The organism is Paracoccus sp. TOH, assembly GCF_030388245.1.
Taxonomy (GTDB): domain Bacteria; phylum Pseudomonadota; class Alphaproteobacteria; order Rhodobacterales; family Rhodobacteraceae; genus Paracoccus; species Paracoccus simplex.
In genome coordinates, this window is sequence record NZ_CP098360.1 from 86,529 (window position 1) to 110,019 (window position 23,491).

The window sequence follows — 23,491 nt, forward strand, 5'->3', positions numbered from 1 at the left end:
CAGGCCCACCCGTGCCGGCGGCGCGGCCGGAGCCTAGCCCGCCGCATCCGCCCGGGCCGGATCGGCCCCGGTCCGCGCCTTGCCGCCCAACCGGCTGAACAGGCCCAGAACGAAGACGAAGAACACCGGCACGAAGAAGATCGCCAGCACCGTGGCCGCGATCATGCCGCCGATGACGCCGGTGCCGATGGCATTCTGGCTGGCGGCCGAGGGCCCGGTGGCGATGGCCAGCGGCAGCACGCCCAAGGTGAAGGCCAGCGAGGTCATCAGGATCGGCCGGAAGCGCAGCCTTGCCGCCGTCACCGCCGCCTCGATCAGACTTTGCCCCTGTTCGCGCAGGTCTTTGGCGAATTCGACGATCAGGATGGCGTTCTTGGCCGAAAGTCCGATGATCGCGATCAGGCCGACCTTGAAGTAAATGTCGTTGGGCATGTCGCGCAGCATGACCGCGATCACGCAGCCCAGCACGCCCAGCGGCACCACCAGCATCACCGACAGGGGAATCGACCAGCTTTCGTAAAGCCCCGACAGCAACAGGAAGACGAACAGGATGCTCATCGCGTAAAGCAGCGTCGCCTGGCTGCCGGCCTGGATTTCCTCGAGCGATTGCCCGGTCCATTCATAGCCGAAGCCCTGCGGCAGCTCGGCCGCCAGCCGCGCCATCTCGGCCATGGCGGCGCCGGAACTGTGGCCCGGTGCGGCCGAACCGGCGATGCGGACCGCGGGATAGCCGTTATAGCCCACGACCTGCGACGGCCCCTGTTCCCAGCTGACGCTGGCGAAGGAGGAAAACGGCACCATGCCGCCATTGCTGTTGCGCACCGTCAGCTTCAGGACGTCCTCGGCCTGCATGCGACTGTCGTCCTCGGCCTGCATGACCACGCGCTGCATCTTCCCGGCATTCGGGAAGTCGTTGATATAGGCCGAGCCGAGATATTGCGAGATGGTGGCCGAGATGTCGGCGAAGGTCACGCCGAAGGCATTGGCCTTTTCGCGGTCGATGGTCACGAAGACCTGCGCGGCCGAGGGCAGCCCCTCGATGCGCAACCCGGTGACGACACCGCCCTCCTGCGCCTGCGCCATGATCTGCTGGGCGGCGGCCAGCAGCGCCTCCTGGCCCTGCCCGCCGCGATCCTGCAGGCGGAAGCTGAAGCCGCCGGTGGTGCCGAAGCCGGGGATCGGCGGCGGCGACAGCGCGAAGGCCTGCGCGTCCCGATAGCCGAACAGCTGCATGTTCGCGGCATCGGCGATGTCCTGCGCCGATTGCTCGCGCTCGGCCCAGTCCTTGAAGGTGGTGAAGATCAGCCCGGCATTCGGCCCCTGCCCCGAGAAGCTGAAGCCGCGGATCGAAACGACGTTCTCGACCGCCTCCATGTCCCGGTACATCTGCGTGGCCTCGGCCAGCACCTCGTCGGTGCGGTTCGAGCTGGCGGTGGCCGGGGTCTGCACGTCGCTGATGACGAACCCCTGATCCTCGTTGGGCAGGAAGCTGGTCGGCAGGCGCAGGAAGCCCATGCCGGTGGCGACCACCAGCCCGACATAGAACACCATCATCACCAGCCGCCGGCGCGTCACCAGCCCCACCGCGCGCGCGTAGCGCCCAGTCAGCCGGTCGAAGTTGCGGTTGAACCAGCCGAAGAAGCCCTTCTTTTCGTGATGGCCGCTGATCGGCTTCAGGAAGGTGGCGCAAAGCGCCGGGGTCAGCGTCAGCGCGAGGAAGGCCGAGAACAGGATCGACACCACCATGGTCAGCGCGAACTGCCGATAGATGATCCCCGACGAGCCGGGGAAAAAGGCCATCGGCACAAAGACCGCCGCCAGGACCAGGGTGATGCCGACAATGGCGCCCGAGATCTGGCCCATGGCCTTCTGCGTCGCCTCGCGCGGGGGCAGGCCCTCGGTCGCCATGATGCGCTCGACGTTCTCGATCACCACGATGGCGTCGTCGACCAGGATGCCGATGGCCAGCACCATGGCGAACATGGTCAACACGTTGATCGAGAAGCCGGCCGCCAGCATGACCGCCACCGTCCCCATCAGCGCGATGGGCACCACGATGGTCGGGATGATCGTGTAGCGGAAGTTCTGCAGGAACAGGAACATCACCACGAAGACCAGGGCCACCGCTTCGACCAGCGTGTGCAGCACCTTTTCGATCGAGGCCTCGACGAAGGGGGTGGTGTCATAGGGGATGGTGTAGGCCACGCCCTGCGGGAAGAAGCGCGACAGCTCCTCCATCTTCTGATGCACCGCTTCCGAGGTGTTCAGCGCGTTGCCGGTGCTGGAAAGCTGGATCCCCAGCGCCGCCGCGGGCTTGCCATCCAGCCGCGAGGCGAAGCTGTAGGTCTCGGCCCCGACCTCGATGCGGGCGACGTCGCGCAGCAGCACGGCCGAGCCGTCGGGATTGGCGCGCAGCACGATCCGGCCGAATTCCTCGGGATCGGCAAGCTGGCCCTTGATCAGCACGGTCGCGGTCAGCTGCTGGCCGATGGGGTTGGGATCGGCCCCGACCTTGCCGGCCGCGACCTGGGCGTTCTGCGCCCGCACCGCGGCGACGATCTCGGCCGAGGAAAGGTTCAGGCCGGTCATCTTGGCCGGATCGACCCAGATGCGCAGCGCGCGTTCGGGCGCGAAGACCTGCGCCCGGCCGACGCCCTCGATCCGCCGCAGCTCGCCGGCGACGTTGCGGTTGATGTAATCGCCCAGCGCGATGTCGTCCATCGACCCGTCTTCCGAGGTCAGCGCCACCATCATCAGGAAGCCCGAGCCGGCCTCCTCGATCAGCACCCCCTGGTCGACCACGCTTTGCGGCAGCAGCGGCTCGACCCGCGACACCGCGTTCTGCACGTCCACCTGGGCGCGGGCCACGTCGGTGCCGGGCTCGAAGGTCGCGGTGATCTGCATGGCCCCCGAGGAATCCGAGACGGATTCGTAATAGGCCAACCCCTCGACGCCGTTCAGCTCATCCTCGATGGGCTGGGCGACGGCCTGGTTGATCTCGCCCGGCGCGGCGCCGGTGTAGGAGGTCGAGATGGTGATCTGCGGCCAGGCCACCTGCGGGTATTGCGCCACCGGGATGTTCGGCAGCGCCAGCAGCCCGGCGATGACGATGAAGATCGAGATGACCCATGCCAGCACCGGCCGGCGAATGAAGAACTGTGCCATGCTGCCTTATTCCCCGGCCTTGACGTCGCTGGCGGGCAGCGCGGCCTCGGGCGTCTCGGCCGCGGCGGCGGCCCCGGCGGGCACCGGCCTTGCGGCCACGACCGGCTGCGGCTTCACCTTGGCGTCGGGATAGAGTTTCTGCGCCCCGGCGACGACCACCCGCTCGCCGGGCTTCAGCCCTGCCTCGACCAGCCAGCGGTTGTCGCTGGTCTGGCCCAGGGTGACGTCGCGCCGCTCGACCGTGTCCTTGTCCTTCAGAACATAGACATAGGCCTGGCCGGACTGGTCGCGCTGCACCGCCATCTGCGGAATGGTCAGCGCATTGTCCCGCATCGCCTGTTCGATCCGCACCCGGACATAAAGGCCGGGCAGCAACTCGCCCTCGGGATTGGGAAATTCGGCCCGCAGGGTGATCTGCCCGGTGGAACTGTCCACGCTGGCTTCCGAGAACAGCAGCTTGCCGGGATGGGCGTAACCGCTGCCGTCGTCGAAGACCAGCCGCACCTCGGCCTCGTCGGCCGACATCATCGCCAGCTGCCCCGCCGCCAGCGCCCGGCGCAGCGCGAACAGCTCGGACGAGGATTGGGTGAAGTCCACATAGACCGGATCGAGCTGCTGGATCGTCGCCATGACGTCGGTCTGCGCGTTGACCAGCGCCCCTTCGGTCACCAGCGCCCGGCCGACCACGCCCGAAATCGGGGCGGTGACCACGGTATAGCCGCGGTTCAGCTCGGCCTCCTGCAGGGCGGCGCGGGCGATGGCCACGTCCGCCTCGGCCTGGGCCAGCGCCGTGGTGGCATTGTCCAGATCGGCGCCCGCCGTCACCTTGCGCTCGCGCAGGGCCCGGGCGCGCTTTTCCTGGTCGGCGGCGTTCAGCGCCGTGGCCTGGGCGCGCGCCAGCGTCGCCTTGGCGCTGGCGACGCGCACATCATAGGGCGCGGGGTCGATGCGATACAGCACGTCGCCGGTCTCGACCTTGCCGCCCTGCTCGAAGACGCGCTCGATGACGATGCCGCCGACCCGGGGCCGCACCTCGGCGATGCGGGTCGCGGCCACCCGGCCGGGCAGTTCGTTGATGACCGGCAGCGCCTCGGGGGTGAGCTCCTGCACGCTGACCTGCGGCGGCGGAAGCTGCTGCGCCGCCAACGGAGAAGCTGCCATCAGGCAGCAAAACACAAGCCCGGCGGCAACGCCGGGGGAAAATTTCATCGTCATGGATCGGTCTTTCCTGGGAGTCTGGATGGGTGGAGGTCAGTCTCCGGGCACGCCGGGATCGCTTTCCGCGACCGCCATCAATTCATCAAGGATCTCATTGCGGGTTTCCTGGTCGAAACGGTAAAAGCCGAAATATTCAAGGTAGGCCATGCCATGCAGGGTCAGCAGCGTCATCAGCATCCGCTGCCGGTTGCCCGCCTGGGCCGCGACCATCTCGGCATCGCCGGCCAGCTTCTCGCTCATGATCTCGCGGCATTCGGCATGTTCGCCCATGCTGGCGCTGATCAGCAGCGCCATGGCCAGTTCTTCCTCGGTCGGAACGCGGCGGTATTCGTCGATCATCTCGCGCAGCCGGGCATTGGGCTTGCCCTTATGCCGGGCCTGGATGTCGGGCAAACGACCGCAATGCTGGGCCATCTTGTGGCGGATGAAGGCCGCCAGCAGCCCGGCCTTGCTGTCGCAGTCATAGACCACGCTGGACTTGCTGATCCCCGCCTCCTTGGCGACGGCGTCGATGCTCAGCCCGGCAATGCCCGAACGGCGGGCCACCCGCTCGATGGCCTGCATCAGTTCGTCCCGGTCGATCGAGCGCTTGCGTCCCATGGCGGCCCAGATAATTTCAGCACGACCGTTCGTTTATAATTCGGGGACGAGGCTGTCAACCCGCCGCGCCCGTCGGGACCGGCGAGACCCTAGTTTTTCTAATGCCCAATCCCTGAACATTCTCCTTTGCGGGCTGCCGGCCTGTGGACTTACCTCATGGCAGGGATACGCCCCGCCCGGGGCGGTTGCAGAGGAATGGAGGCCGCGACATGACACCCCGCATGGTTCTGGAAGGCATTTACACCCCGGTGATCACGCCGTTTCACGCCGATGGCGCGATCGACCATGACGCCCTGGCCGATCTGGTCGAGCGGCTGGTCGCCGGCGGCGTGCACGGGTTGATCTCGGGCGGTTCCACCGGCGAGAACTATGCCGAGACCGTCGAGGAGCGGCTGGAACTGGCCCGCTTCATCACCGAGCGCGCCGATGGCCGGCTGCCGGTCATCGTCGGCACCGGCGCCATGCGCACCCCCGATTCCCTCGCGCTGGCCGAAGGCGCCCGCGAAATGGGCGCCGATGCGATCCTGCTGGGCACCCCGCCCTATTCCGTCCCGACCGAGGCCGAGAACGCCGCCAACGCGCTGGAGATCGACCGCGCCGCCGATCTGCCGGTCATCCTTTACAATTATCCCGGCCGCATGGGCGTCAGCATGGGGCGCGAATTCCTCGACATCGTCAGCCAGTCCAGGAACGTCATCGGCATCAAGGAAAGCTCGGGCGACGTGAACCGCATCCACACGCTGGCCTGCGACTATCCGCAGATCCAGATGAGCTGCGGCATGGACGACCAAGCGTTGGAATTTTTCGCCTGGGGCGCGCGCAGCTGGATCTGCGCCGGCTCGAACTTCCTGCCCGAGGAGCATGTCGCGCTTTACGAAGCCTGCGCCGTGCGCGGCGATTTCGCCAAGGGGCGCGCGATCATGGCGGCGATGATGCCGCTGATGGCGGTGCTGGAACAGGGCGGCAAGTTCATCCAATGCGTCAAGCACGGGGTCGAGACCACCGGCTTGCGCGCCGGCCCGATGCGCCCGCCGCTGCAGGGGCTGAACGCCGACGAAAAGGCCGAGCTGGAAGCCGTCATCGCCACGCTGAAAACCGCCGTCCAGGCCATTGTCGAGGGGAAGTAAGATGACCGATCTGCTGACCACCGAAGAATACAAGGCCATCGCCGCCGGCCTGACCTTCCCGACGCTGGCCTTCATCGACGGGGGATTCCGTCCCGCGCTTTCGGGCAAGACCTTCACCACCACCAACCCGGCCACGGGCGAGCCGCTGGCCGAGATCGCCGCCTGCGGCCCCGAGGACGTGGACCTGGCCGTGACCGCCGCCCGCGCCGCCTTCGAGGACGGGCGCTGGTCGAAGCTGCATCCGGGCGAGCGCAAGGAAACCCTGTTGCGCCTCGCCGCGCTGATGCAGGAACACGCCCGCGAACTGGCGGTGCTGGAAAGCCTCGACGCCGGCAAGACCATCTTCGATTGCGAAACCGTGGACGTGCCCGAGACGATCCATGTCATCAAATGGCATGCGGAGCTGATCGACAAGATCTACGACCAGGTCTCGCCGGCCTCGGACAACCACATCGCCATGGTGGTGCGCGAGCCGGTGGGGGTCGTGGGGCTGGTGCTGCCCTGGAACTTCCCGCTTTTGATGCTGGCCTGGAAGATCGGCCCGGCGCTGGCCGCCGGTTGCTCGGTGGTGCTGAAGCCGGCGGGCGAAACGACGCTGACCACGTTGCGGGTGGCGGAACTGGCGGCCAAGGCCGGGCTGCCGGCCGGGGTGCTGAACATCGTCACCGGCTCGGGTTCGCAGGTAGGAGAGCCGCTGGGCCGGCACACGGACGTGGACATGGTCAGCTTCACCGGCTCGACCGCGACCGGGCGGCGTTTCCTGACCTATTCCACCGACAGCAACCTCAAGGAGGTGGTGCTGGAGCTGGGCGGCAAGAACCCCTGCATCGTGCTGGACGATGCCGAGGATCTCGACGCGGTGGCGGCGCATGTCGTGAACGGCGCCTTCTGGAACATGGGCCAGAACTGCTCGGCCGGCTCGCGCCTGATCGTGCAGCGCGGCATCAAGGACCGGCTGCTGGAGAAGGTCCGGGCCGAGGCGGCCGGGTGGCAGGTCGGCGATCCGCTGGACCCAAGCATCCGCGTCGGCGCGCTGATCTCGCAATCACATTTCCAGAAGGTCAGCAGCTATCTTGAGGCTGCGCGGTCCGAGATGGTGCTGATGGGCGGCAAGGTGGTTTCGGAAGGCTTCATCGAACCGACCATCGTCGAGACCGGCCGCGATTCCCGGCTGGCGGTGGAAGAAATTTTCGGCCCGATCCTGACCGTGATCGCGGTGGACAGCTTCGAGGAAGCGATCGCGGTGGCCAACGATACCGAATACGGGCTGGCCGCCTCGATCTTCTCGGCCAACGGCAAGCGGGCGCTGCGCGGCGCGCGGGCCTTGCGGGCCGGCACGGTGACGGTGAACAGCTTCGGCGAGGGCGACGTGACCACCCCGTTCGGCGGCTACAAGCAGTCGGGCTTCGGCGGCCGCGACAACTCGATCCACGCCCATGACCAATATACCCAGCTGAAAACCATCTGGCTGGACCTGACCGACAACGCCGCAGCGGGCCTCGACTGACATGGGCCGGCATCAGGCCGTCCGCACCCCGGTCTTCAACGGCCCGGCCGGGTGGAGCGTCATCCTGCCGCCGGTCGCGCCCCGCGCGCGGCTGGACGGCAGCACGGGCTGCGACGTCGCCATCGTCGGCGGCGGCTTCGCCGGACTCTCGGCCGCCCGGCGCCTGCACCAGATCGACCCGGGCCTGGATGTGGCGATCCTGGATGCCGCGCGGATTTCCGAAGGCGGCACCGGGCGCAATTCCGGCTTCATGATCGACCTGCCGCATGAGCTGACCTCGTCGGACTATGCCGGCTCGGGCGACAGCCACGACCGGCAGCTGACGCGGCTGAACCGCCATGCCATCGACTTCGCGGCGCAGGCGGTGGCGGAATACGGCATCCCCGAGGGCTGGTTCCAGCGCTCGGGCAAGATCAACGCCGCCGCCTCGGAGGCCGGGCTGGCCGCGAACGAAAGCTATGCCAGGCATCTGCACGACCTGGGCGAAGCGCATGAGCTGCTGGACGCCCGGGCCATGCACGAGATCACCGGCACCGGCTATTACCGGGGCGGGCTCTATACCCCCGGCACGGCGATGATCCAGCCGGCCGGCTATGTGCAGGGCCTGGCCGCCGGGCTGGAGCGCGGCGGCGTGCGCATCTATGAGAACTCGCCGGTGCTGACCATCGAGACCGCGCCGCAGGGCTGGCGGCTGGCGACGGCGCAGGGCGCGCTTCTGGCGCAGCGGGTCATCATGGCCAATAACGGCCATCTGGAAAGCTTCGGCTTCAAGCGCGGCCGGCTGATGCACATCATGCTGAACGCCTGCATGACCGAGGAACTGTCGCCCGAGGCGATCCGCGCGCTTGGCGGCCAGGAATGCTGGGGCGCCACGCCCTCGGACCCGATGGGCACCACGGTGCGCCGGATCGGCCCGGCGCAGGGCGGCAACCGCATCGTCATCCGCCAGGGCGGCTATTACCGGCCGGACATGCAGACCAGCGCCGCCGACCTGGCCCGCCTGGTGGACCACATGCGGCAGAAATTCGACGCGCGTTTCCCGATGCTGAAGGGACTGCGCTTCGCATATTGCTGGTCGGGGCACCTGTGCCTGTCGAAAAACGGCGTCTCGGTCATGCGCGAACTGGAACCCGGGCTGTTCGCCGCCTGCGTGGACAACGGCCTGGGCACCACCCGCAGCACCCTGACCGGCATCGGCGCGGCCGAGATGCTGTGCGGGCGGTCGAGCATGATCACCGAGTTCTTCACCGCCGAGGCCGAGCCGGGCCGCCTGCCGCCGCATCCCTTCGACACCATCGGCGCCAATGCCTATATGCGCTGGAAAGAGTGGCAGTCCCGGTTAGAATGATGTCCCGATCAACAGGGAACGTCACCGCCATGCCGCCGATCAAGCGCCGCTACCTGCCCTCGCTCGGTTCGTTCGCGACATTCGAGGTGGCGGCGAAGCATCTCAGCTTCACCCTGGCGGCGAAGGAACTGAACGTGACCCAGGGCGCGGTCAGCCAGCAGATCCGCCTGCTGGAACGCGCGCTGGACACCGCGCTGTTCGTGCGCAAGCACAATGCGCTGGAACTGACGGCCGAAGGCGCAAGCCTGCATTCGGCCGTCACCGCCGGGCTTGACACCATCAGCGCCGCGGTGTCGGTGCTGACCGGCGACGAGGGGCCGCAGACCGTGACCGTCTCGGCCACCGACGCCATGGCGCTGTTCTGGCTGCAGCCGCTGATGGACAGCTTCCGCGCCCAGCATCCCGAGATCGGCTTCGTGGTGCTGGCCTCGGATGCCGACGACACCCTGCGCAACTATTCCGAGGTGGACATCTCGTTCCTCTGCGGCAACGAGCGCTGCGAGGTCGGCGAGGAACTGCATTTCCTGTTCCAGGAGATCGCCCAGCCGGTCTGCACCCCGGCCTTCCTGGCCGAGCACGGCCCCTTCGACGAGGCCGATGCCCTGAACCGCGTCAACCTGCTGCACCTGCACGACCGGCATTGGAGCGCGGATGCCATCGGCTGGCAGCCGCTGGGCTGGGCGGAATGGTTTCGCGCCCAGGGCGCCGAATGGAACAAGGCGCCCTCGACGCTGTCCACCAACAAGGTCAGCCTGCTGATGAACGCCGCCTTGCGCGGCGAGGGGGTGATGCTGGGCTGGCACCACATGGTGCAGGCCCTGATCGGCCAGGGCCGGCTGGCCTTCGCCCATCCGGCACCGATCACCGCCGGACGAGGCAACTTCCTGAACTGCAAGCAGAAATCGCTCAAGCGCCCCGGCGTGGCGGCGTTTGTCGAGCATGTGCTGGCGGCATTGCGGGAACAGGCAGGCTGATCCCTGCGGCCGCGCGCCGTAGATTTTCTAATGCCCAACCGAAGCAAATTCTCGTTTGCCCGGAATCCGGCGCCAAGGGATAAATTGCGGCATTCAGGATAGGGGGAATCCTGAGACGACCAATCCGTAACCCTCTGGAATAACGCGGCCCCTGCCGGGCTGCGCCGGAACGATCCCGCCGTGGCGCGTGCCGCGGCGAAGGCCGGGTGATGTCCATGGCCCGGACCACCCAGGAAGACCAATCAGCGGAGGAATCTGAATGCGCAAACTGTTCAAAGCCATCCTTGCCGGCGCCGTGGCGCTGGGGCTCGCCTCGCCGGTGCTGGCGCAGGACAAGGTGATCAAGATGGGCACCCTGTCCTGGGAAGACCTGACCCCGATCACGGGCATCACCAAGAAGGTGCTGGAGGACAAGGGCTTCACCGTCGAGCTGACCGAGTTCTCGGAATGGGGCATCGCCTATGCGGCGCTGGCCAAGGGCGACGTGCAGATCATCGCCTCGCAGATCGATTACGTCGCCCAGGATTACTGGCAGCGCAACAAGAACCGGCTGGAGAAGATCTCGCCGGTCTCGCACGGGCTTTATCAGGGCATCGCGGTGCCGAAATACGTGCCCGTGGAATCGATCGAGCAGCTGAACGAGAATGCCGACAAGTTCGGCGGCAAGATCGTCGGCATCGAGCCGGGATCGGGCCTCATGCGCGAGGCCAGCGATGCGGTATCCGCCTATGGGCTGAACCTCCAGCTGGTCGAGGGCAGCTCCGCCGCCATGACTGCCGCCCTGAAATCGGCGACCGACCGGCAGGAATGGATCGCGGTGACGATCTGGGAGCCGTCCTGGATGGTGCAGAAGTTCGACACCAAATTCCTGGCCGATCCCAAGGGCGTCTTTGCCCCGCCGCAGGGCTATTACTGGATCGGCCAGAAGGGCTTTTCGGAAGAAAACCCCGAAGCGCGCGAGGCCATCGCCAGCGTCTACGTGCCGCTTGCCGACATCACCGCGATCAACGCGGCGGTGAACGAGGGCAAGAGCATGGACCAGGCCATCGCGGACTGGATCGAGGCCCATGCCGACCTGATCGGGCGCTGGGAAAACATCAAGTCCTACTGATGCCTCCGGCACGGGCGGCCCGATCGCGGGCCGCCCGGCAATGGCACGAGCAAAGGCGCGACAGGGAAATGGAAATGACGCAAGCAGACACCAGCGACGTTCTGATCGATTGCCAGTCGGTCTGGAAGGTCTTCGGCGACCGCAATGCCGAGGCGATCCGCGCGATCACCGAACGCGGCCTGACCAAGAAGGACATCCTGCAGGACTACAATTGCGTGGTCGGCGTCTCGGATGCCACGCTGCAGGTGCGCCGCGGCGAGATCTTCTGCATCATGGGCCTGTCGGGTTCGGGCAAGTCGACCTTGATCCGGCTGCTGAACCGGCTGATCGAGCCGAGCCTGGGCAAGGTCGTGGTCAAGGGCCACGACATCTCGACCATGGACGCCGCCACCCTGCGCGAGACCCGCGCCCGCCACATCGGCATGGTGTTCCAGTCGGTGGCGCTGCTGCCGCAGCGCACGGTGCTGGAGAATGCCGCCTTCGGCCTTGAGGTGCAGGGCGTGTCGCGCGACGAGCGCAACCGCGCCGCCGAGGCCGCGCTGGCCAAGGTTGGGCTCTCGGACTGGAAGGCGCGCTATCCCTCGGAACTGTCGGGCGGCATGCAGCAGCGCGTCGGTCTGGCCCGCGCCCTGACCTCGGACCCCGAGATCATCCTGATGGACGAGCCGTTCTCGGCGCTCGACCCGCTGATCCGCCGGCAATTGCAGGACGAGTTCCGGCAATTGACCAAGGATCTGGGCAAGTCCGCCGTCTTCATCACCCACGACCTCGACGAGGCGATCCGCATCGGCGACCGCATCGCCATCATGAAGGACGGCGTCATCATCCAGACCGGCACCGCCGAGGAGATCGTGATGAACCCCGCCGACCAATATGTCGCCGATTTCGTCGCCGGCATCTCGCGGCTGCATCTGGTCAAGGCGCATTCGGTGATGATCCCGCCCAAGCAATGGCCGGGCGCCGCCGACGGCCTGCCGCGCTGCTCGCCCGAGGCCGATATCGACACGCTGATCGGCCTGATCACCGAGACCGGCAGCGATGCCATCGTCGTCGAGGACGGCGGCCGGCCGGTCGGCATCGTCACCATCCGCAACCTGCTGCAAGGCGTGCGCGGCGAGCCCGACGCCCGCGCAGCCTGAGGGATGGCCATGGAAAACTTCGTGACCGCCTTTGACACGGCCGTCGACAACGCGCTGTTCTGGCTTTCCGACCACGCCGCCTTTGTCTTCGACTTCTTCCGCCTGGTGCTCGAGGGGCTCTATGACGGGGTGCTCTGGCTTCTGATGCTGCCGCCCTTCTCCGTCATCGCCGCGCTGGCCGGGCTGCTGGCCTGGCGGGTTCTGGGCCTTGGCGCCGGCATCGCCACCGCCGTCGCGCTGGTCGCCTGCGCCGCCATGGCGCTCTGGCCGGAAACCATGAGCACGCTGGCGCTGGTCATCGCCGCCACCGTCATCGCCCTGGCGCTCAGCCTGCCGCTCGGGGTGCTGGCCGGGCTGATGCCGCGGCTCGACCGGGCGCTGACCCCGGTTCTGGACCTGATCCAGACCATGCCGCCCTATATCTACCTGCTGCCGGCCATCGCGCTGCTGGGCTACGGCCCCGCGACCGCGCTGGTCGCCACGGTGATCGTCGCCATGCCGCCGGCGATCCGGCTGACCGCGCTCGGCATCCGCCAGACGCCCAACGAGTTCATCGAACTGGGCCATGCCACCGGCGTAACCCCGGCGCAGATGTTCTTCAAGATCCGCCTGCCCTTTGCCGTGCCCTCGATCATGGCCGGCATCAACCAAAGCCTGATGATGGCCTTCGGCATGGTGGTGATCGCGGGCATCGTCGGCTCGGGGGGCCTGGGCGAGACCATCTACGGCGCCATCCGCACGCTGGACATCGCCACCTCGATCAACGCCTCGATCGCCATCGTCATCCTGACCATGGTGCTGGACCGCGTGACGCAAGCCGCAGCGAGGGTGAAATGACCTTCAATCCCGGAGCCGTCCTGGCCCCCGTCGTCGATTGGCTGAACGCCAATTTCCACCCGTTCTTCGCTCTGGTCACGCAGGTGATCGAGGCGGTGCTGGGCGCCATCGAGGCCGCCTTCCTGGCCCTGCCGCCCGCCGGGCTGATCGCCCTGGTGGTGGCGCTGGCCTTCTTCGCGGCCGGGCTGCGGGTGGCGGTCCTGGTCGGCTGCTGCCTGGGTTTCTGCTGGCTGATGGGGCTGTGGCAAGCCTCGATGCAGACCATCGCGCTGGTGCTGGTCGCGGTGCTGATCGCGGTCGCCATCGCCTTTCCGCTGGGCATCCTCGCCGCCCGGCGGCCGCGGGTCGAGGCGGCGCTGCGCCCGGTCCTCGACGTGATGCAGACGGTGCCGCCCTGGGTCTACCTGATCCCGGCGGTGATGATCTTCAGCCTGGGCCGCGTCCCGGCCATCATCGCCACCATCGTCTACGGCATCCCGCCGATGTTGCGACTGACCACGCTGGCCTTCCGCGGCGTGCCGACGGACCTGAAAGAGCTCGGCCAGGCCATCGGCGCCAAGCCCCGCACCATCCTGTGGAAGATCGAGTTCCCGGCGGCGAAGCCCACGCTGCTGGTCGGGCTGAACCAGTGCATCCTGCTGTCGCTGGCCATGGTGGTGCTGGCAGGCCTGGTCGGCGCCGGCGGGCTGGGCGCCGAGGTGACGCGCGGCCTGACGCGGATGGAGATGGGCCTTGGCCTGCGCGCCGGCCTTGCCATCGTCGCCGTGGCGCTGCTGCTCGACCGCCTGTCGCGCGGCGCGCTCGACCGCCGGCGGAAGGCGGGCTGACCGATGCGCCATCGCTTCTTCTGCATCGACGCGCATACCTGCGGCAACCCGGTCCGGGTCGTGGCCGGTGGCGCGCCGCTGCTGCCGCATCTGCCGATCTTTGAGCGCCGCGACCTGTTCCTGCGCGACCACGACTGGGTGCGCACCGCGCTGATGTTCGAGCCGCGCGGCCATGACATCATGTCGGGCGCCATCCTCTATCCTGCCCATCGCGAGGATTGCGACCTCGCGGCGCTGTTCATCGAGGTGTCGGGCTGCCTGCCGATGTGCGGCGCCGGCACCATCGGCCTGGCCACCGTCGCCATTGAGGAAGGGCTGGTCACACCGAAGACCCCCGGCCGGCTGGCCATCGAGACCCCGGCCGGCCGCGTCGACGTGGACTACACGATGGAGGGCGCGCGCGTCGCCTCGGTGCGGCTGTTCAACGTGCCGAGCTTCCTGCACAGCGCCGACATCGCCGTCGAGGTGCCGGGCCTTGGCCCGCTGACCGTGGACATCGCCTATGGCGGCAATTTCTACGCGGTGATCGAGCCGCAGGAAAACTGGCCCGGCCTGACCGGCATGACCGCATCCGAGATCGTGACCCACAGCCGCGCCCTGCGCGAGGCGCTGGCCGAGATCGGCGACAAGGTCGTCCACCCCGAGGACGCGCGTATCCGCGGCGTCCATCACGCCATCTGGTGCGACGGGCCGGACGGGCCGGATTGCGATGGGCGCGATGCGGTGTTCTATGGCGACAAGGCCATCGACCGCTCGCCCGGCGGCACCGGCACCTCGGCGCGCATGGCGCAACTTCATGGCAAGGGTCGGCTGGCGGTGGGCGAGAGTTTCCGCAACAAAAGCCTGATCGGCACCGTCTTCGAAGGCCGGGCCGAGCAGGCGGCGACGGTGGGCGACCATGCCGGCATCCTGCCCAGCATCGGCGGCTGGGCGCGGATCATCGGCCACAACACCATCCTGGTCGATGACGACGACCCGCTGCGCCACGGCTTCCAGATCGCGTGAACGGCCGCCGCCGGAGCCGGGGCCTTCGCCGCGCCCGGCGGCGGGGCGCCGGCCTGCCCTGAAACTCCGGGAACATCGCGCAGCCCTTCCGGGTTCGGCCGGACAGCGTTCTGACAGGAAAGGGCCGGCCATGGCAGAGGAGATCCCGTTCACCCTGGGCATCGAAGAGGAATATCTGCTGGTCGACGCCGAAAGCGGCGATCTGCACGAAGCGCCCGAGGCGCTGATGCAGGCCTGCAAGGCCGAGCTGGCCGACCAGGTCGGCCCGGAATTCCTGCGCTGCCAGATCGAGATCGGCACCCCCATCGCCGCCGACGTGACCGAGGCGCGGGCGCATCTGGCGCGGCTGCGCGACAGCATCGCCCGCCACGCCGCCGAATTCGGCCTGGCACCGATCTCGGTCGCCTGCCATCCGGTCGCGGACTGGCGCATGCAGGGCCGCACCGACAAGGACCGCTACCGGCAGATCTCGCAGGAAATGGGCGGCGTGTCGCGGCGCATGCTGATCTGCGGCATGCATGTCCATGTCGGCATCCCCGACCAGGCGCTGCGCATCGACCTGATGAACCAGCTGTCCTGGTTCCTGCCGCATCTGCTGGCGCTTTCGGCCTCGAGCCCGTTCTGGCTGGGCGAGGACACGCTGCTCGCCTCGTATCGCACCACGGTCTTTGCCGGCTATCCGCGCACCGGCCTGCCGCCGCGCATGGGCAGCTGGGACGAGTTCGAGCGTTCGGTCGCGGCGCTGACCGGCGCCGGCATCATCGAGGACGGCAGCAAGATCTGGTGGGATCTGCGGCCCTCGGCGCGGTTCCCGACGCTGGAGACGCGGATCTGCGACGCCTGCCCCCGGCTGGACGACACCATCACCCTGGTGGCGCTGGTGCAGGCCACGCTGCGGATGCTGTGGCGATTGTCGCGCAAGAACCTGCGCTGGCGGCAATATGACAATTTCCTGCTGGGCGAGAACCGTTGGCGGGCCACCCGCTATGGCCTGACCGAGGGGCTGATCGACTTCGGCACCCGCCGCATCATCCCCTTCGACGAGATCGCCGAGGATTGGCTGGCGGCGATCGCCGAGGATGCCGATGCGCTGGACTGCCAGCCCGCCGTGGCCGGCCTGCGCGACATGATCCTGCGCGGCAACGCGGCCGAGCAGCAGCGGACCATCTTTGCCACCGCGCTTGCCGCCGGGGCCAGCCGCGAGGAAGCCTTCCGCGCGGTGATGATGTGGCTGATCGCCGAGTTCCGCCGCGACCTGTGAGCGCCTGGCCGGGAACAAAGTCCCGAGGCGCGGGTTGCCCTTCCCGACATGCCTGGACTGGAGGAAAAGCGATGCACAGATATTTCCTGGCCCTCGGCCTTGCCCTGCTGCCGATCTCGGCCCAAGCGCAGGATGCGACGGCCGGTTTCGTCGATGCCAAGGGCAAGGAGGCCGGGCAGGCGACGCTTGTCGCCACCCCGAACGGCGTGTTGATCGAGGCCGAGGTGACCGGTCTGCCGCCCAGCAGCTGGGTGGCGTTCCACATCCACGAGACCGGCAGCTGCGATCACAGCACCGGCCACGATTCCGCCGGCGGGCATTTCAATCCTTCCGCGGGGCCGCATGGCGTGTTGTCCGAGGGTGGGCCCCATGCCGGCGACATGCCCAACCTCTGGGTCGATGCCGAAGGCACGGCGCGCGCCCAGGTCTTCAACCCGCTGGTCACGCTGGCCGCAGGCGACAATGCCATCAAGGGCCGGGCGCTGATGATCCATGCCGGCCCCGACGATCACCAGAGCCAGCCCAGCGGCGACGCTGGCGACCGGCTGGCCTGCGCGGTCATCGAATAGCGGGCCGCCGATGCTGGGCGCCATCGTCGCGCTTCGTCGCGGGCGGTGGCGCCGGCCGAGCGGCTTCAGGCCGGGAATGCGGGGCGATGCCGGGAACAACCCGGCTGCCCGGCGGGTTGCGTTCCTGCCGCAGCCGAGGGCCGTCAGACGGAATAGGAGGTTTGCCATGTCCGCACCCCGCACCAATATCGACAAGCAGACGCGCCACCATCTGGTGCCGATCATCGGCATCATCGTGGCGGTGCTGATCGCCATCCTGGGCTTTCTGTGGTGGTTCGACGACGAAACCAGCAACCCCGAGATCCCCGGCGAGGTGCCGGGCCCGGTCGACGAGGTGCCCGCCCCTGCCCCGGCTCCGGCCACCGGAACCGAGACTGCCCCCGCCACCGCCCCCGATACCACGACACCCGCCCCCGAAGCCGGCGGCGCCCCGGCAGAGTGATCTGTTCCGCCCGACCGCATCAGGACCGACGCGATGCCGAACCGGGAAATCCCCCTCCTGCATGTCGCCGGACGGCTATCGGGCATTGCCTGCGTGATGCTCACCGACGAGCCGGCGCTGTATCCGCGGCCTATACCCGCACGGCATTTGCGTGCCCCGCCGCGCCGCCCCCAAGGCGCCGGCCCGTGCCGCAGGCCGGACCCGACGATGATGGAGATGATGCCGCGCCCCCGCGCCATGGCGCGGGTTCCGGTGCAGGACCGGCGCTGGCCGCCGATCTGGTGGTCGATGCCGGGAAACCGGCGCCGGCCTTCCTGCCGCGTCCGGACTTCGGCGCGGGATATCGGCGCGCTGCTGGTCTTGCCGAGCCAGCGGGTCTGGCATCAGCAGAGGATGTCCCCGAATGGCCGATCGCCTCCCTGGGCCTGCGCGGATTTAACGCAGCCCGTCAAGCGGACGACATATTATCTTCATCGAATCCCCGCATAGGCATCGGGAGATAATGAAGCGGCCGACCATGAGCGACAGGACAGAAGACGACCAGAACGGAAAGCCAGCGGTCCCCGGGCCGTCCCGGGCAAGCGATCCTTTCACCCCCAGAGGCCCGGTCGCGGCGGATGCGCTGCGGCTGGACCTTGCCCCGGATGCGGCGGCGGCCCTGGCCGGGTCCGAGCTGCTGTCGGGCGCACCGCAGCCGATCCCGGTCCGCACCACCTATTTCGATACAGCCGGCGGCGACCTGGCCGCGGCCGGCTTCACCCTGTGCATCCGCGAACAGGCCGGCGACCGGCTGCAGATCCTCGAGGCGCCCGGCGCGCCGCCGGGGCTTTTCGTGCTGCCGGAATGGCGCCGCGACATCGCGGGCGACCAGCCGGTGCTGGACGATTCCATGCCGGTCCCGGCGCTGCTTGGCACCCGCGCACAGGACCTGGCCCCCATCTTTGCGCTCAGCACCCGGCGCCGGCTCTGGACCCTGGCCCGGGACGGCGCCAGTATCCGGCTGGCGCTGGACCAGGGCGAGATGACGGCCGACGGCCGCCGCGCCACCCTGTGCAGCCTTGGCCTGGATCTGCTGGACGGCCCGGCAGCGGCGCTGTTCTCGCTGGCGCGGCAGCTTGACGGCATCGCGCCGCTGCGACTTGGCCTGCTGGACGAGGCCGGGTGCGGCTTCCTGCTGCGCGGACCGCTGCAGCGCATGCATCGGGCGGCCCCGGTGGTCCTGACCCGGGACATGACCGCCGGAGACAGCTTCCGCCAGATCGCCGCCGCCTGCCTGCGCCAGTTCCGGCTGAACGAGCCGCTGATCGACCGCGCCAACCCCGAAGCGGTGCATCAGGCCCGCGTGGCGCTGCGCCGGCTGCGCTCGGCGCTGTCGATCTTCCGGCCCGTGCTTCAGGACGGGACCGCCGGCCGGCTGGCCGAGGAAAGCCGCTGGCTGGCCGCCATGCTGGGTCAGGCGCGCGACCTGGACGTGCTGCGCGCGCGCTGCAAGACCGACGCCTTGCTGGCAAGGATCGAGCCGGCGCGCGAGGCGGCCTATGCCCGGGCCCGGGCGGCGCTGGCCTCGCGCCGGGCCCGGCTGCTGATGATCGACCTGGCGGAATATCTGGCCATCGGTCCCTGGCAAGCCCAGCCCTCGGCCAGCGAAAGCCGCGACATGGCGACGCGGGAATTCGCCGCCGCGGCCCTGGACCGCCTGCGCCGCAAGGTCAGGAAAGGCGGCGCCGACCTGGCCGAACTGCCGGACGACGCCCGGCACGAGGTCCGCAAGGACGCCAAGAAGCTGCGCTACGCCGCCGAATTCCTCGCGCCGCTGTTCGCCGAGAAGCGCCGCAAGCGAAGGGCGGCGCGGTTTCTCGACACGCTCGAAGCGCTGCAGGACCGGATGGGGGCGCTGAACGACCTGGTGACCGCGCCCGAGGTGATCGCCCGGCTTGGCCTGCAGGACGACCCGGCCGCGACCGCGCTGGCCGGCGATGCCGACAAGCGGGCGCTGATCGAGGCCGCCGCCGAAGCGCATGACGCCTTCGCCGATGCCAAGCGGTTCTGGCGCTAGGCTTCAGGACCGCGTGCTTGCGCCGCGGCACCGGAGAAATCCAGATGCGTCAGCGCCTCGACTGCGCGCAGCATGGCCGGGACGTGCGGAACCTGCGCCAACTCCTCCTCCCGTCGGTCCAGAACCGCATCGGAAACCGACCGCGAAGCGGTTCCCGGCGTTGATGGTGTTGACGACCAGCGTCAGCTCGACACGTTCTACGGCGCTGAACCGCGCGGCAAGGGCATCGTAATCGCCCCGCGGCGCGCATCGACGGCCGGGGTGCCGGCCGAACGCGCCTCGGGGGCGGCTTTGAAATAGTCGAGCCGTGGGGTCATGCTCCGTTTCTCCGTCGGGCGTCTTGCAGAACCATGACGAGCCAGGGCGCGGGTTTGCGACGGGACTCCGCGATCTTTTCTCGCGAAGCCGTTCAGGCGCCGCGGGCCAGGGCCGCCGGCTTCGGCCCGCCGGTCGCCCAGTCGAGCAGCTCGGCGGTATGGACCACCGGCACCCCGGTCCCCGAGCCGATCTGCATCATGCAGCCGATATTGCCGGCGCTGATGACCTGCGGGGTCAGGGCCTCCAGCGTCTCGACCTTGCGACGCTTCAGTTCGGCCGAGATCGCCGGCTGCATCAGGTTGTAGGTTCCGGCCGAGCCGCAGCAGATATGCGCGTCCCTGGGTTCCAGCACGGTAAAGCCGGCGGCGGCCAGCAGTTCCTTGGGCGCCGCACGGATCTGCTGGCCATGCTGCAGCGAGCAGGCGGCGTGATAGCCGACGCGCAGCGGCTCGGCATGGCCGGGCTCGCGCAGGCCCAGATCGGCCATGATCTCCGTTATGTCCTTCGCCAGGCTCGCCACCCGCGCGGCATCCCCGGCCAGCGGGTCATCCGCGAACATATGGCCGTAATCCTTGACCGTGGTGCCGCAGCCCGAGGTGTTGATGACCACGGCGTCCAGCCCCTCGCCCGCCATCTCGGCCATCAGCGCGCGGATATTGGCGGCGGCCATGGCGTGGCTTTCGCCGGTCTTGCCCATGTGATGGGTCAGCGCGCCGCAGCAGCCCAAGCCGCGCGGGATCACCACCTCGCAGCCGTGCCGGCGCAACAGGCGGATGGTCGCGTCGTTGATGTCGGTGTTCAGCGCCCTTTGCGCGCAGCCGATCAGCAGCGCCACCCGCTTGCGGCGCGGCGCCTCGGCGGCAAAGACCTGCGGGCGGTCGTTCAGGCTGGGCGGCGGGATGTCGCGCGGCGCCATGTCCAGCATCGCCCGCAGCCGCGCATCCGGCAGCAGCCGGCGGAAGGGCCGCGCCAGCTTCGCGCCGCGCAGCGCCAGCCGGAAGCGGCCGGGATAGGGCAGGATCCGCGCCAGAAGCCAGCGCAGCGCCCGCTCGGCCGGGGGGCGGCGATAGGTCTTTTCGATATAGTCGCGGGCGTGGTCCACCAGATGCATGTAATGCACGCCCGAGGGACAGGTGGTCATGCAGGACAGGCAGCCGAGGCAACGGTCGATATGGCCGACGGTCTTGGCGTCGGGGATCTTGCCGTTCTCCAGCATGTCCTTGATCAGGTAGATGCGGCCGCGCGGGCTGTCCAGCTCGTCGCCCAGCACCTTGTAGGTCGGGCAGGTCGCGGTGCAGAAGCCGCAATGGACGCAAGAGCGCAGGATCTCGTTGGCCCGGGCGGTGCCGGGATCGGCCAGTTGCCGGGGGGTGAAATTGGTCTGCATGTCACTGATCCATCAGGCCGGGATTGAGGATGCCGGCGGGGTCGAACCTGTGGCGCAACCCGGCCGAAAGCCGGGCGACCGCCGCGGCCTCGGGCGGAAAGGCCGGGCCGTCAAGCCCGCCGCGCCGCACCAGCGTGGCATGGGGCGCCACCCGCCGCACGGCCTGCGCCGTCCCCGGCCCGCAATACCAGACCAGCCCGCCGCCCCAGTCAAGCGAGACCGCACCGCCAAGCGCCTGCAGCGCCCGCGCCGTGGCCGGTGCGTCGCCGGACTTGACCAGCACCCGCCAAAGCGGCGCGTCGAAGCCGGCGAAATGCGCCAGGTCGCGCAGGTCGTGCCACAGGGCCACGGTGGCCTCGGCATCCAGCAGTTCGGCCTTGCGCGGCGTCAGCAGCGCCAGCAGCCGGTCGCGGCGATAATCCATCTGCGGCCCAAGCCCCTCGACGCGCAGCCAGGCCGAGCCGTCACGGAAGGCGGCGCCCGACACCTCGAACGGCGTCGCCAGCGCGGCCGAGAAGATCGCCACCGCTTCCTCGACCGTGACGCCGTGAAAGCCCAGCGTGCAGCGGTCGGGCAGATGCGGCAGGGTCTTCAGCGCCACCTCGGTCAGCACGCCCAGCGTGCCATGCGCGCCGCAAAGCAGCTTGCCGAGGTCGAGGCCGGTGACGTTCTTCATCACCCTTCCGCCGTTCTTCAGCACCCTGCCCTGCCCGTCGACGAAGCGCACGCCCAGCAGATGGTCGCGGCAGGCCCCGGCCAGCAGCCGGCGCGGGCCGCTGGCATTGGCCGCGACCGCGCCGCCGATGGTCGGCGTGCCATCGCGGCCCAGCACGCGGCGCATGTCGGCGGGCTCGAAGGCCAGCGCCTGCCCCTCGGCGGCCAGCATGGCCTGGATCTCGTCCAGGGGCGTGCCGGCGCGGGCGATCAGCGTCATCTCGCCCGGCTCATAGGTCACGACGCCCGAGATCGCGGCGGTCGACAGGATGTCGCCCGGCACGGCGCCGGTCTCGACCCGCGTGCCGCCGCCGGCGATGCGCAGGGGCTGGCGGGCGGCGAACCGCTCGGCGATCAGGACGGCAAGCTCGGCCTCGCCGGCGGGGCTGAGGCCCGCGCGGCTGGGGGTGTCGGGGATCATCGGGCGGCTGCCTCCTCGCGCCAGGGCCGGCTCGCGTCCAGCGGAAACACCTTGGCCGGATTCAGCAGCCAGCGCGGGTCAAAAACGTCCTTGACCGCCATCTGGATCGCCAGGTCGGGGTCGTCATATTGCTTGCCCATCAGGTCGCGCTTTTCGATGCCCACGCCATGCTCGCCGGTCAGGCAGCCGCCGACATCGACGCAAAGCCGCAGGATGTCGTTGCCGAAAGCCTCGGCGCGCTCCAGATCGCCGGGCTTGTTGGCGTTGAACAGGATCAGCGGATGCATGTTGCCGTCGCCGGCATGAAAGACGTTCGCCACCTCCAGCCCGTGCCGGCGCGACAGTTCCCCGATCATCTTCAGCGTATAGGGCAGTTGCCCCACCGGCACCGTGCCGTCCAGGCAGATATAGTCGCCCAGCCGGCCCATGGCGCCAAAGGCCGATTTGCGGCCCTTCCAGATCGCCATCGCCTCGCCCTCGTTGCGGCTTTCGCGGAACTCGACCGGGTTCAGCGCATCGGCGATCTCGCGGATGCGGGCGATCTGGTGGTCGATCTCGGCCGGCGAGCCCTCGACCTCGACAATCAGCACCGCGGCACAATCGGGATAGCCGGCCTGGGCGAAGGTCTCGACCGCGCGCAGGCAGACATCGTCCATGTATTCGATGGCGACCGGCAGCACGCCCGAGCGGATGATCCGCGCCACGCATTCCCCCGCCACCTCGGCGCCGTCGAAGCCGATCAGCACCGGCCGCGCCCCCTCGGGCCGCGGCAGGATGCGCAGGGTCGCCTCGGTCACGATGCCGAGCTGGCCTTCCGAGCCGCAAAGCAGGCCCATCAGATCGAGGCCCATCGGCCCCATCTCGGTCCCGCCCAGTTCGACCACCTCGCCGGTGGGCAGGACCACGGTGGCGCCCATCAGGTTGTTGGTAGTGACGCCGTATTTCAGGCAATGCGCCCCGCCCGAGTTCATCGCGATATTGCCGGCGATGGTGCAGGCCAGCTGCGAGGACGGGTCGGGCGCATAGAAGAAGCCGTGCGGCTCCAGCTCGGCGCTGACCGACAGGTTGGTCACGCCGGTCTGCACCCGGATGAAGCGGTTCGCGGTGTCGATCTCCAGCACCTCGCGCAGGCGCAGGGTGGCGATGATGACCGAATCCGCCGTGGGCAGCGCGCCCCCGGCCAGCGAGGTTCCCGCGCCGCGCGGCACCACCGGCACCCGCATTTCGTGACAGACGCGCATGGCGGCGGCAACTTCTGCGGTCGTGCGCGGCAGCACCACCGCCAGCGGCGGGCAGCGATAGGCGGTCAGCGCGTCGCATTCATAGGCGCGCGTCTCCTCGGGATCCCAGATCACGGCATCCTGGGGCAGCACCGCGCGCAGGGCCGCGACGATCTGCGGCGCGCGCGCCAGGATGCCCGCATCGGGCTGGGGCATGGCGATACCGGACAAGCTCTCCTCCCGCG

At 68.8% G+C, this 23,491-nt stretch carries 19 protein-coding genes; 13 read left to right on the forward strand and 6 right to left on the reverse strand.

Features of this window, described 5'->3' with window-relative positions:
- Positions 1-33: 33 nt before the first annotated feature.
- The 3 genes from NBE95_RS00445 to NBE95_RS00455 form a co-directional block, all read right to left on the reverse strand.
- Complete coding sequence (locus tag NBE95_RS00445; RefSeq protein ID WP_289893959.1) at positions 34-3,165, reverse strand: efflux RND transporter permease subunit; 3,132 nt, start codon at positions 3,163-3,165, stop codon at positions 34-36.
- Between the two features lie 6 nt (positions 3,166-3,171).
- Entirely contained in the window at positions 3,172-4,326 is a 1,155-nt protein-coding gene (locus NBE95_RS00450) for an efflux RND transporter periplasmic adaptor subunit (RefSeq protein WP_289893960.1), read from the reverse strand.
- A 90-nt stretch (positions 4,327-4,416) separates the two neighbouring features.
- The gene (locus NBE95_RS00455; RefSeq protein WP_289893961.1) at positions 4,417-4,983 is read right to left on the reverse strand and encodes a TetR/AcrR family transcriptional regulator; all 567 of its coding nucleotides are present in this window, start codon (positions 4,981-4,983) and stop codon (positions 4,417-4,419) included.
- A 221-nt stretch (positions 4,984-5,204) separates the two neighbouring features.
- Between NBE95_RS00455 and NBE95_RS00460 the strand changes: the two genes are divergently transcribed.
- The 13 genes from NBE95_RS00460 to NBE95_RS00520 all read left to right on the forward strand — a co-directional run bounded on the left by NBE95_RS00460 (position 5,205) and on the right by NBE95_RS00520 (position 19,186).
- Positions 5,205-6,110, forward strand: coding sequence for a dihydrodipicolinate synthase family protein (locus NBE95_RS00460; protein WP_289894873.1), 906 nt, complete (start codon positions 5,205-5,207; stop codon positions 6,108-6,110).
- Between the two features lies 1 nt (position 6,111).
- The gene (locus tag NBE95_RS00465) at positions 6,112-7,617 is read left to right on the forward strand and encodes an aldehyde dehydrogenase (protein ID WP_289893962.1); all 1,506 of its coding nucleotides are present in this window, start codon (positions 6,112-6,114) and stop codon (positions 7,615-7,617) included.
- Position 7,618: 1 nt separating this feature from the next.
- Entirely contained in the window at positions 7,619-8,965 is a 1,347-nt protein-coding gene (locus NBE95_RS00470; RefSeq protein WP_289893963.1) for an FAD-binding oxidoreductase, read from the forward strand.
- Positions 8,965-9,939, forward strand: a complete 975-nt coding sequence (locus NBE95_RS00475) for a LysR substrate-binding domain-containing protein (protein ID WP_289893964.1) — start codon at positions 8,965-8,967, stop codon at positions 9,937-9,939. The genes NBE95_RS00470 and NBE95_RS00475 overlap by 1 nt, the downstream gene beginning before the upstream one ends.
- Positions 9,940-10,198: 259 nt before the next feature.
- A complete protein-coding gene (locus tag NBE95_RS00480; protein ID WP_019351712.1) occupies positions 10,199-11,050 on the forward strand; it encodes a glycine betaine ABC transporter substrate-binding protein in 852 nt (283 codons plus the stop codon).
- Positions 11,051-11,124: 74 nt separating this feature from the next.
- On the forward strand, positions 11,125-12,189 hold the full coding sequence (locus NBE95_RS00485) for a glycine betaine/L-proline ABC transporter ATP-binding protein (protein ID WP_289893966.1): 1,065 nt from the start codon (positions 11,125-11,127) through the stop codon (positions 12,187-12,189).
- Between the two features lie 9 nt (positions 12,190-12,198).
- Entirely contained in the window at positions 12,199-13,026 is an 828-nt protein-coding gene (locus tag NBE95_RS00490) for an ABC transporter permease subunit (protein ID WP_289893968.1), read from the forward strand.
- On the forward strand, positions 13,023-13,853 hold the full coding sequence (locus NBE95_RS00495; RefSeq protein ID WP_289893969.1) for an ABC transporter permease subunit: 831 nt from the start codon (positions 13,023-13,025) through the stop codon (positions 13,851-13,853). Before NBE95_RS00490 ends, NBE95_RS00495 begins: the two co-directional genes overlap by 4 nt.
- Before the next feature lie 3 nt (positions 13,854-13,856).
- The gene (locus tag NBE95_RS00500; RefSeq protein ID WP_289893970.1) at positions 13,857-14,858 is read left to right on the forward strand and encodes a 4-hydroxyproline epimerase; all 1,002 of its coding nucleotides are present in this window, start codon (positions 13,857-13,859) and stop codon (positions 14,856-14,858) included.
- Between the two features lie 130 nt (positions 14,859-14,988).
- A complete protein-coding gene (locus tag NBE95_RS00505) occupies positions 14,989-16,119 on the forward strand; it encodes a carboxylate-amine ligase (RefSeq protein ID WP_289893971.1) in 1,131 nt (376 codons plus the stop codon).
- Positions 16,120-16,190: 71 nt separating this feature from the next.
- The gene (locus NBE95_RS00510; protein ID WP_289893972.1) at positions 16,191-16,688 is read left to right on the forward strand and encodes a superoxide dismutase family protein; all 498 of its coding nucleotides are present in this window, start codon (positions 16,191-16,193) and stop codon (positions 16,686-16,688) included.
- Between the two features lie 166 nt (positions 16,689-16,854).
- Positions 16,855-17,130 (forward strand): hypothetical protein, encoded by a 276-nt coding sequence (locus NBE95_RS00515; RefSeq protein ID WP_289893973.1) that lies wholly within the window; start codon positions 16,855-16,857, stop codon positions 17,128-17,130.
- Positions 17,131-17,647: 517 nt separating this feature from the next.
- On the forward strand, positions 17,648-19,186 hold the full coding sequence (locus tag NBE95_RS00520) for a CHAD domain-containing protein (protein ID WP_289893974.1): 1,539 nt from the start codon (positions 17,648-17,650) through the stop codon (positions 19,184-19,186).
- 409 nt (positions 19,187-19,595) lie between these two features.
- Here the strand turns inward: NBE95_RS00520 and glcF are convergent, their stop codons facing one another.
- Genes glcF through NBE95_RS00535 form a run of 3 tightly spaced genes read right to left on the reverse strand, consistent with a single transcriptional unit; the run spans position 19,596 to position 23,468 of the window.
- On the reverse strand, positions 19,596-20,891 hold the full coding sequence (gene glcF, locus NBE95_RS00525) for a glycolate oxidase subunit GlcF (RefSeq protein ID WP_289893975.1): 1,296 nt from the start codon (positions 20,889-20,891) through the stop codon (positions 19,596-19,598).
- Position 20,892: 1 nt separating this feature from the next.
- Entirely contained in the window at positions 20,893-22,026 is a 1,134-nt protein-coding gene (locus NBE95_RS00530; RefSeq protein WP_289893976.1) for an FAD-binding protein, read from the reverse strand.
- Positions 22,023-23,468, reverse strand: coding sequence for an FAD-linked oxidase C-terminal domain-containing protein (locus tag NBE95_RS00535; RefSeq protein WP_289894874.1), 1,446 nt, complete (start codon positions 23,466-23,468; stop codon positions 22,023-22,025). Before NBE95_RS00535 ends, NBE95_RS00530 begins: the two co-directional genes overlap by 4 nt.
- Between the last annotated feature and the right edge of the window lie 23 nt (positions 23,469-23,491).

Bases quoted from the DNA above. Each gene is read 5' to 3' on its own strand.
- NBE95_RS00505 (WP_289893971.1), top strand. From the start codon at position 14,989: ATGGCAGAGGAGATCCCGTTCACCCTGGGCATCGAAGAGGAATATCTG.
- NBE95_RS00480 (WP_019351712.1), top strand. From the start codon at position 10,199: ATGCGCAAACTGTTCAAAGCCATCCTTGCCGGCGCCGTGGCGCTGGGG.
- NBE95_RS00485 (WP_289893966.1), top strand. From the start codon at position 11,125: ATGACGCAAGCAGACACCAGCGACGTTCTGATCGATTGCCAGTCGGTC.
- glcF (WP_289893975.1), bottom strand. From the start codon at position 20,891: ATGCAGACCAATTTCACCCCCCGGCAACTGGCCGATCCCGGCACCGCC.
- NBE95_RS00530 (WP_289893976.1), bottom strand. From the start codon at position 22,026: ATGATCCCCGACACCCCCAGCCGCGCGGGCCTCAGCCCCGCCGGCGAG.
- NBE95_RS00455 (WP_289893961.1), bottom strand. From the start codon at position 4,983: ATGGGACGCAAGCGCTCGATCGACCGGGACGAACTGATGCAGGCCATC.
- NBE95_RS00520 (WP_289893974.1), top strand. From the start codon at position 17,648: ATGAGCGACAGGACAGAAGACGACCAGAACGGAAAGCCAGCGGTCCCC.
- NBE95_RS00450 (WP_289893960.1), bottom strand. From the start codon at position 4,326: ATGGCAGCTTCTCCGTTGGCGGCGCAGCAGCTTCCGCCGCCGCAGGTC.
- NBE95_RS00490 (WP_289893968.1), top strand. From the start codon at position 12,199: ATGGAAAACTTCGTGACCGCCTTTGACACGGCCGTCGACAACGCGCTG.
- NBE95_RS00500 (WP_289893970.1), top strand. From the start codon at position 13,857: ATGCGCCATCGCTTCTTCTGCATCGACGCGCATACCTGCGGCAACCCG.
- NBE95_RS00495 (WP_289893969.1), top strand. From the start codon at position 13,023: ATGACCTTCAATCCCGGAGCCGTCCTGGCCCCCGTCGTCGATTGGCTG.
- NBE95_RS00515 (WP_289893973.1), top strand. From the start codon at position 16,855: ATGTCCGCACCCCGCACCAATATCGACAAGCAGACGCGCCACCATCTG.
- NBE95_RS00465 (WP_289893962.1), top strand. From the start codon at position 6,112: ATGACCGATCTGCTGACCACCGAAGAATACAAGGCCATCGCCGCCGGC.
- NBE95_RS00445 (WP_289893959.1), bottom strand. From the start codon at position 3,165: ATGGCACAGTTCTTCATTCGCCGGCCGGTGCTGGCATGGGTCATCTCG.
- NBE95_RS00460 (WP_289894873.1), top strand. From the start codon at position 5,205: ATGGTTCTGGAAGGCATTTACACCCCGGTGATCACGCCGTTTCACGCC.
- NBE95_RS00470 (WP_289893963.1), top strand. From the start codon at position 7,619: ATGGGCCGGCATCAGGCCGTCCGCACCCCGGTCTTCAACGGCCCGGCC.
- NBE95_RS00510 (WP_289893972.1), top strand. From the start codon at position 16,191: ATGCACAGATATTTCCTGGCCCTCGGCCTTGCCCTGCTGCCGATCTCG.
- NBE95_RS00475 (WP_289893964.1), top strand. From the start codon at position 8,965: ATGTCCCGATCAACAGGGAACGTCACCGCCATGCCGCCGATCAAGCGC.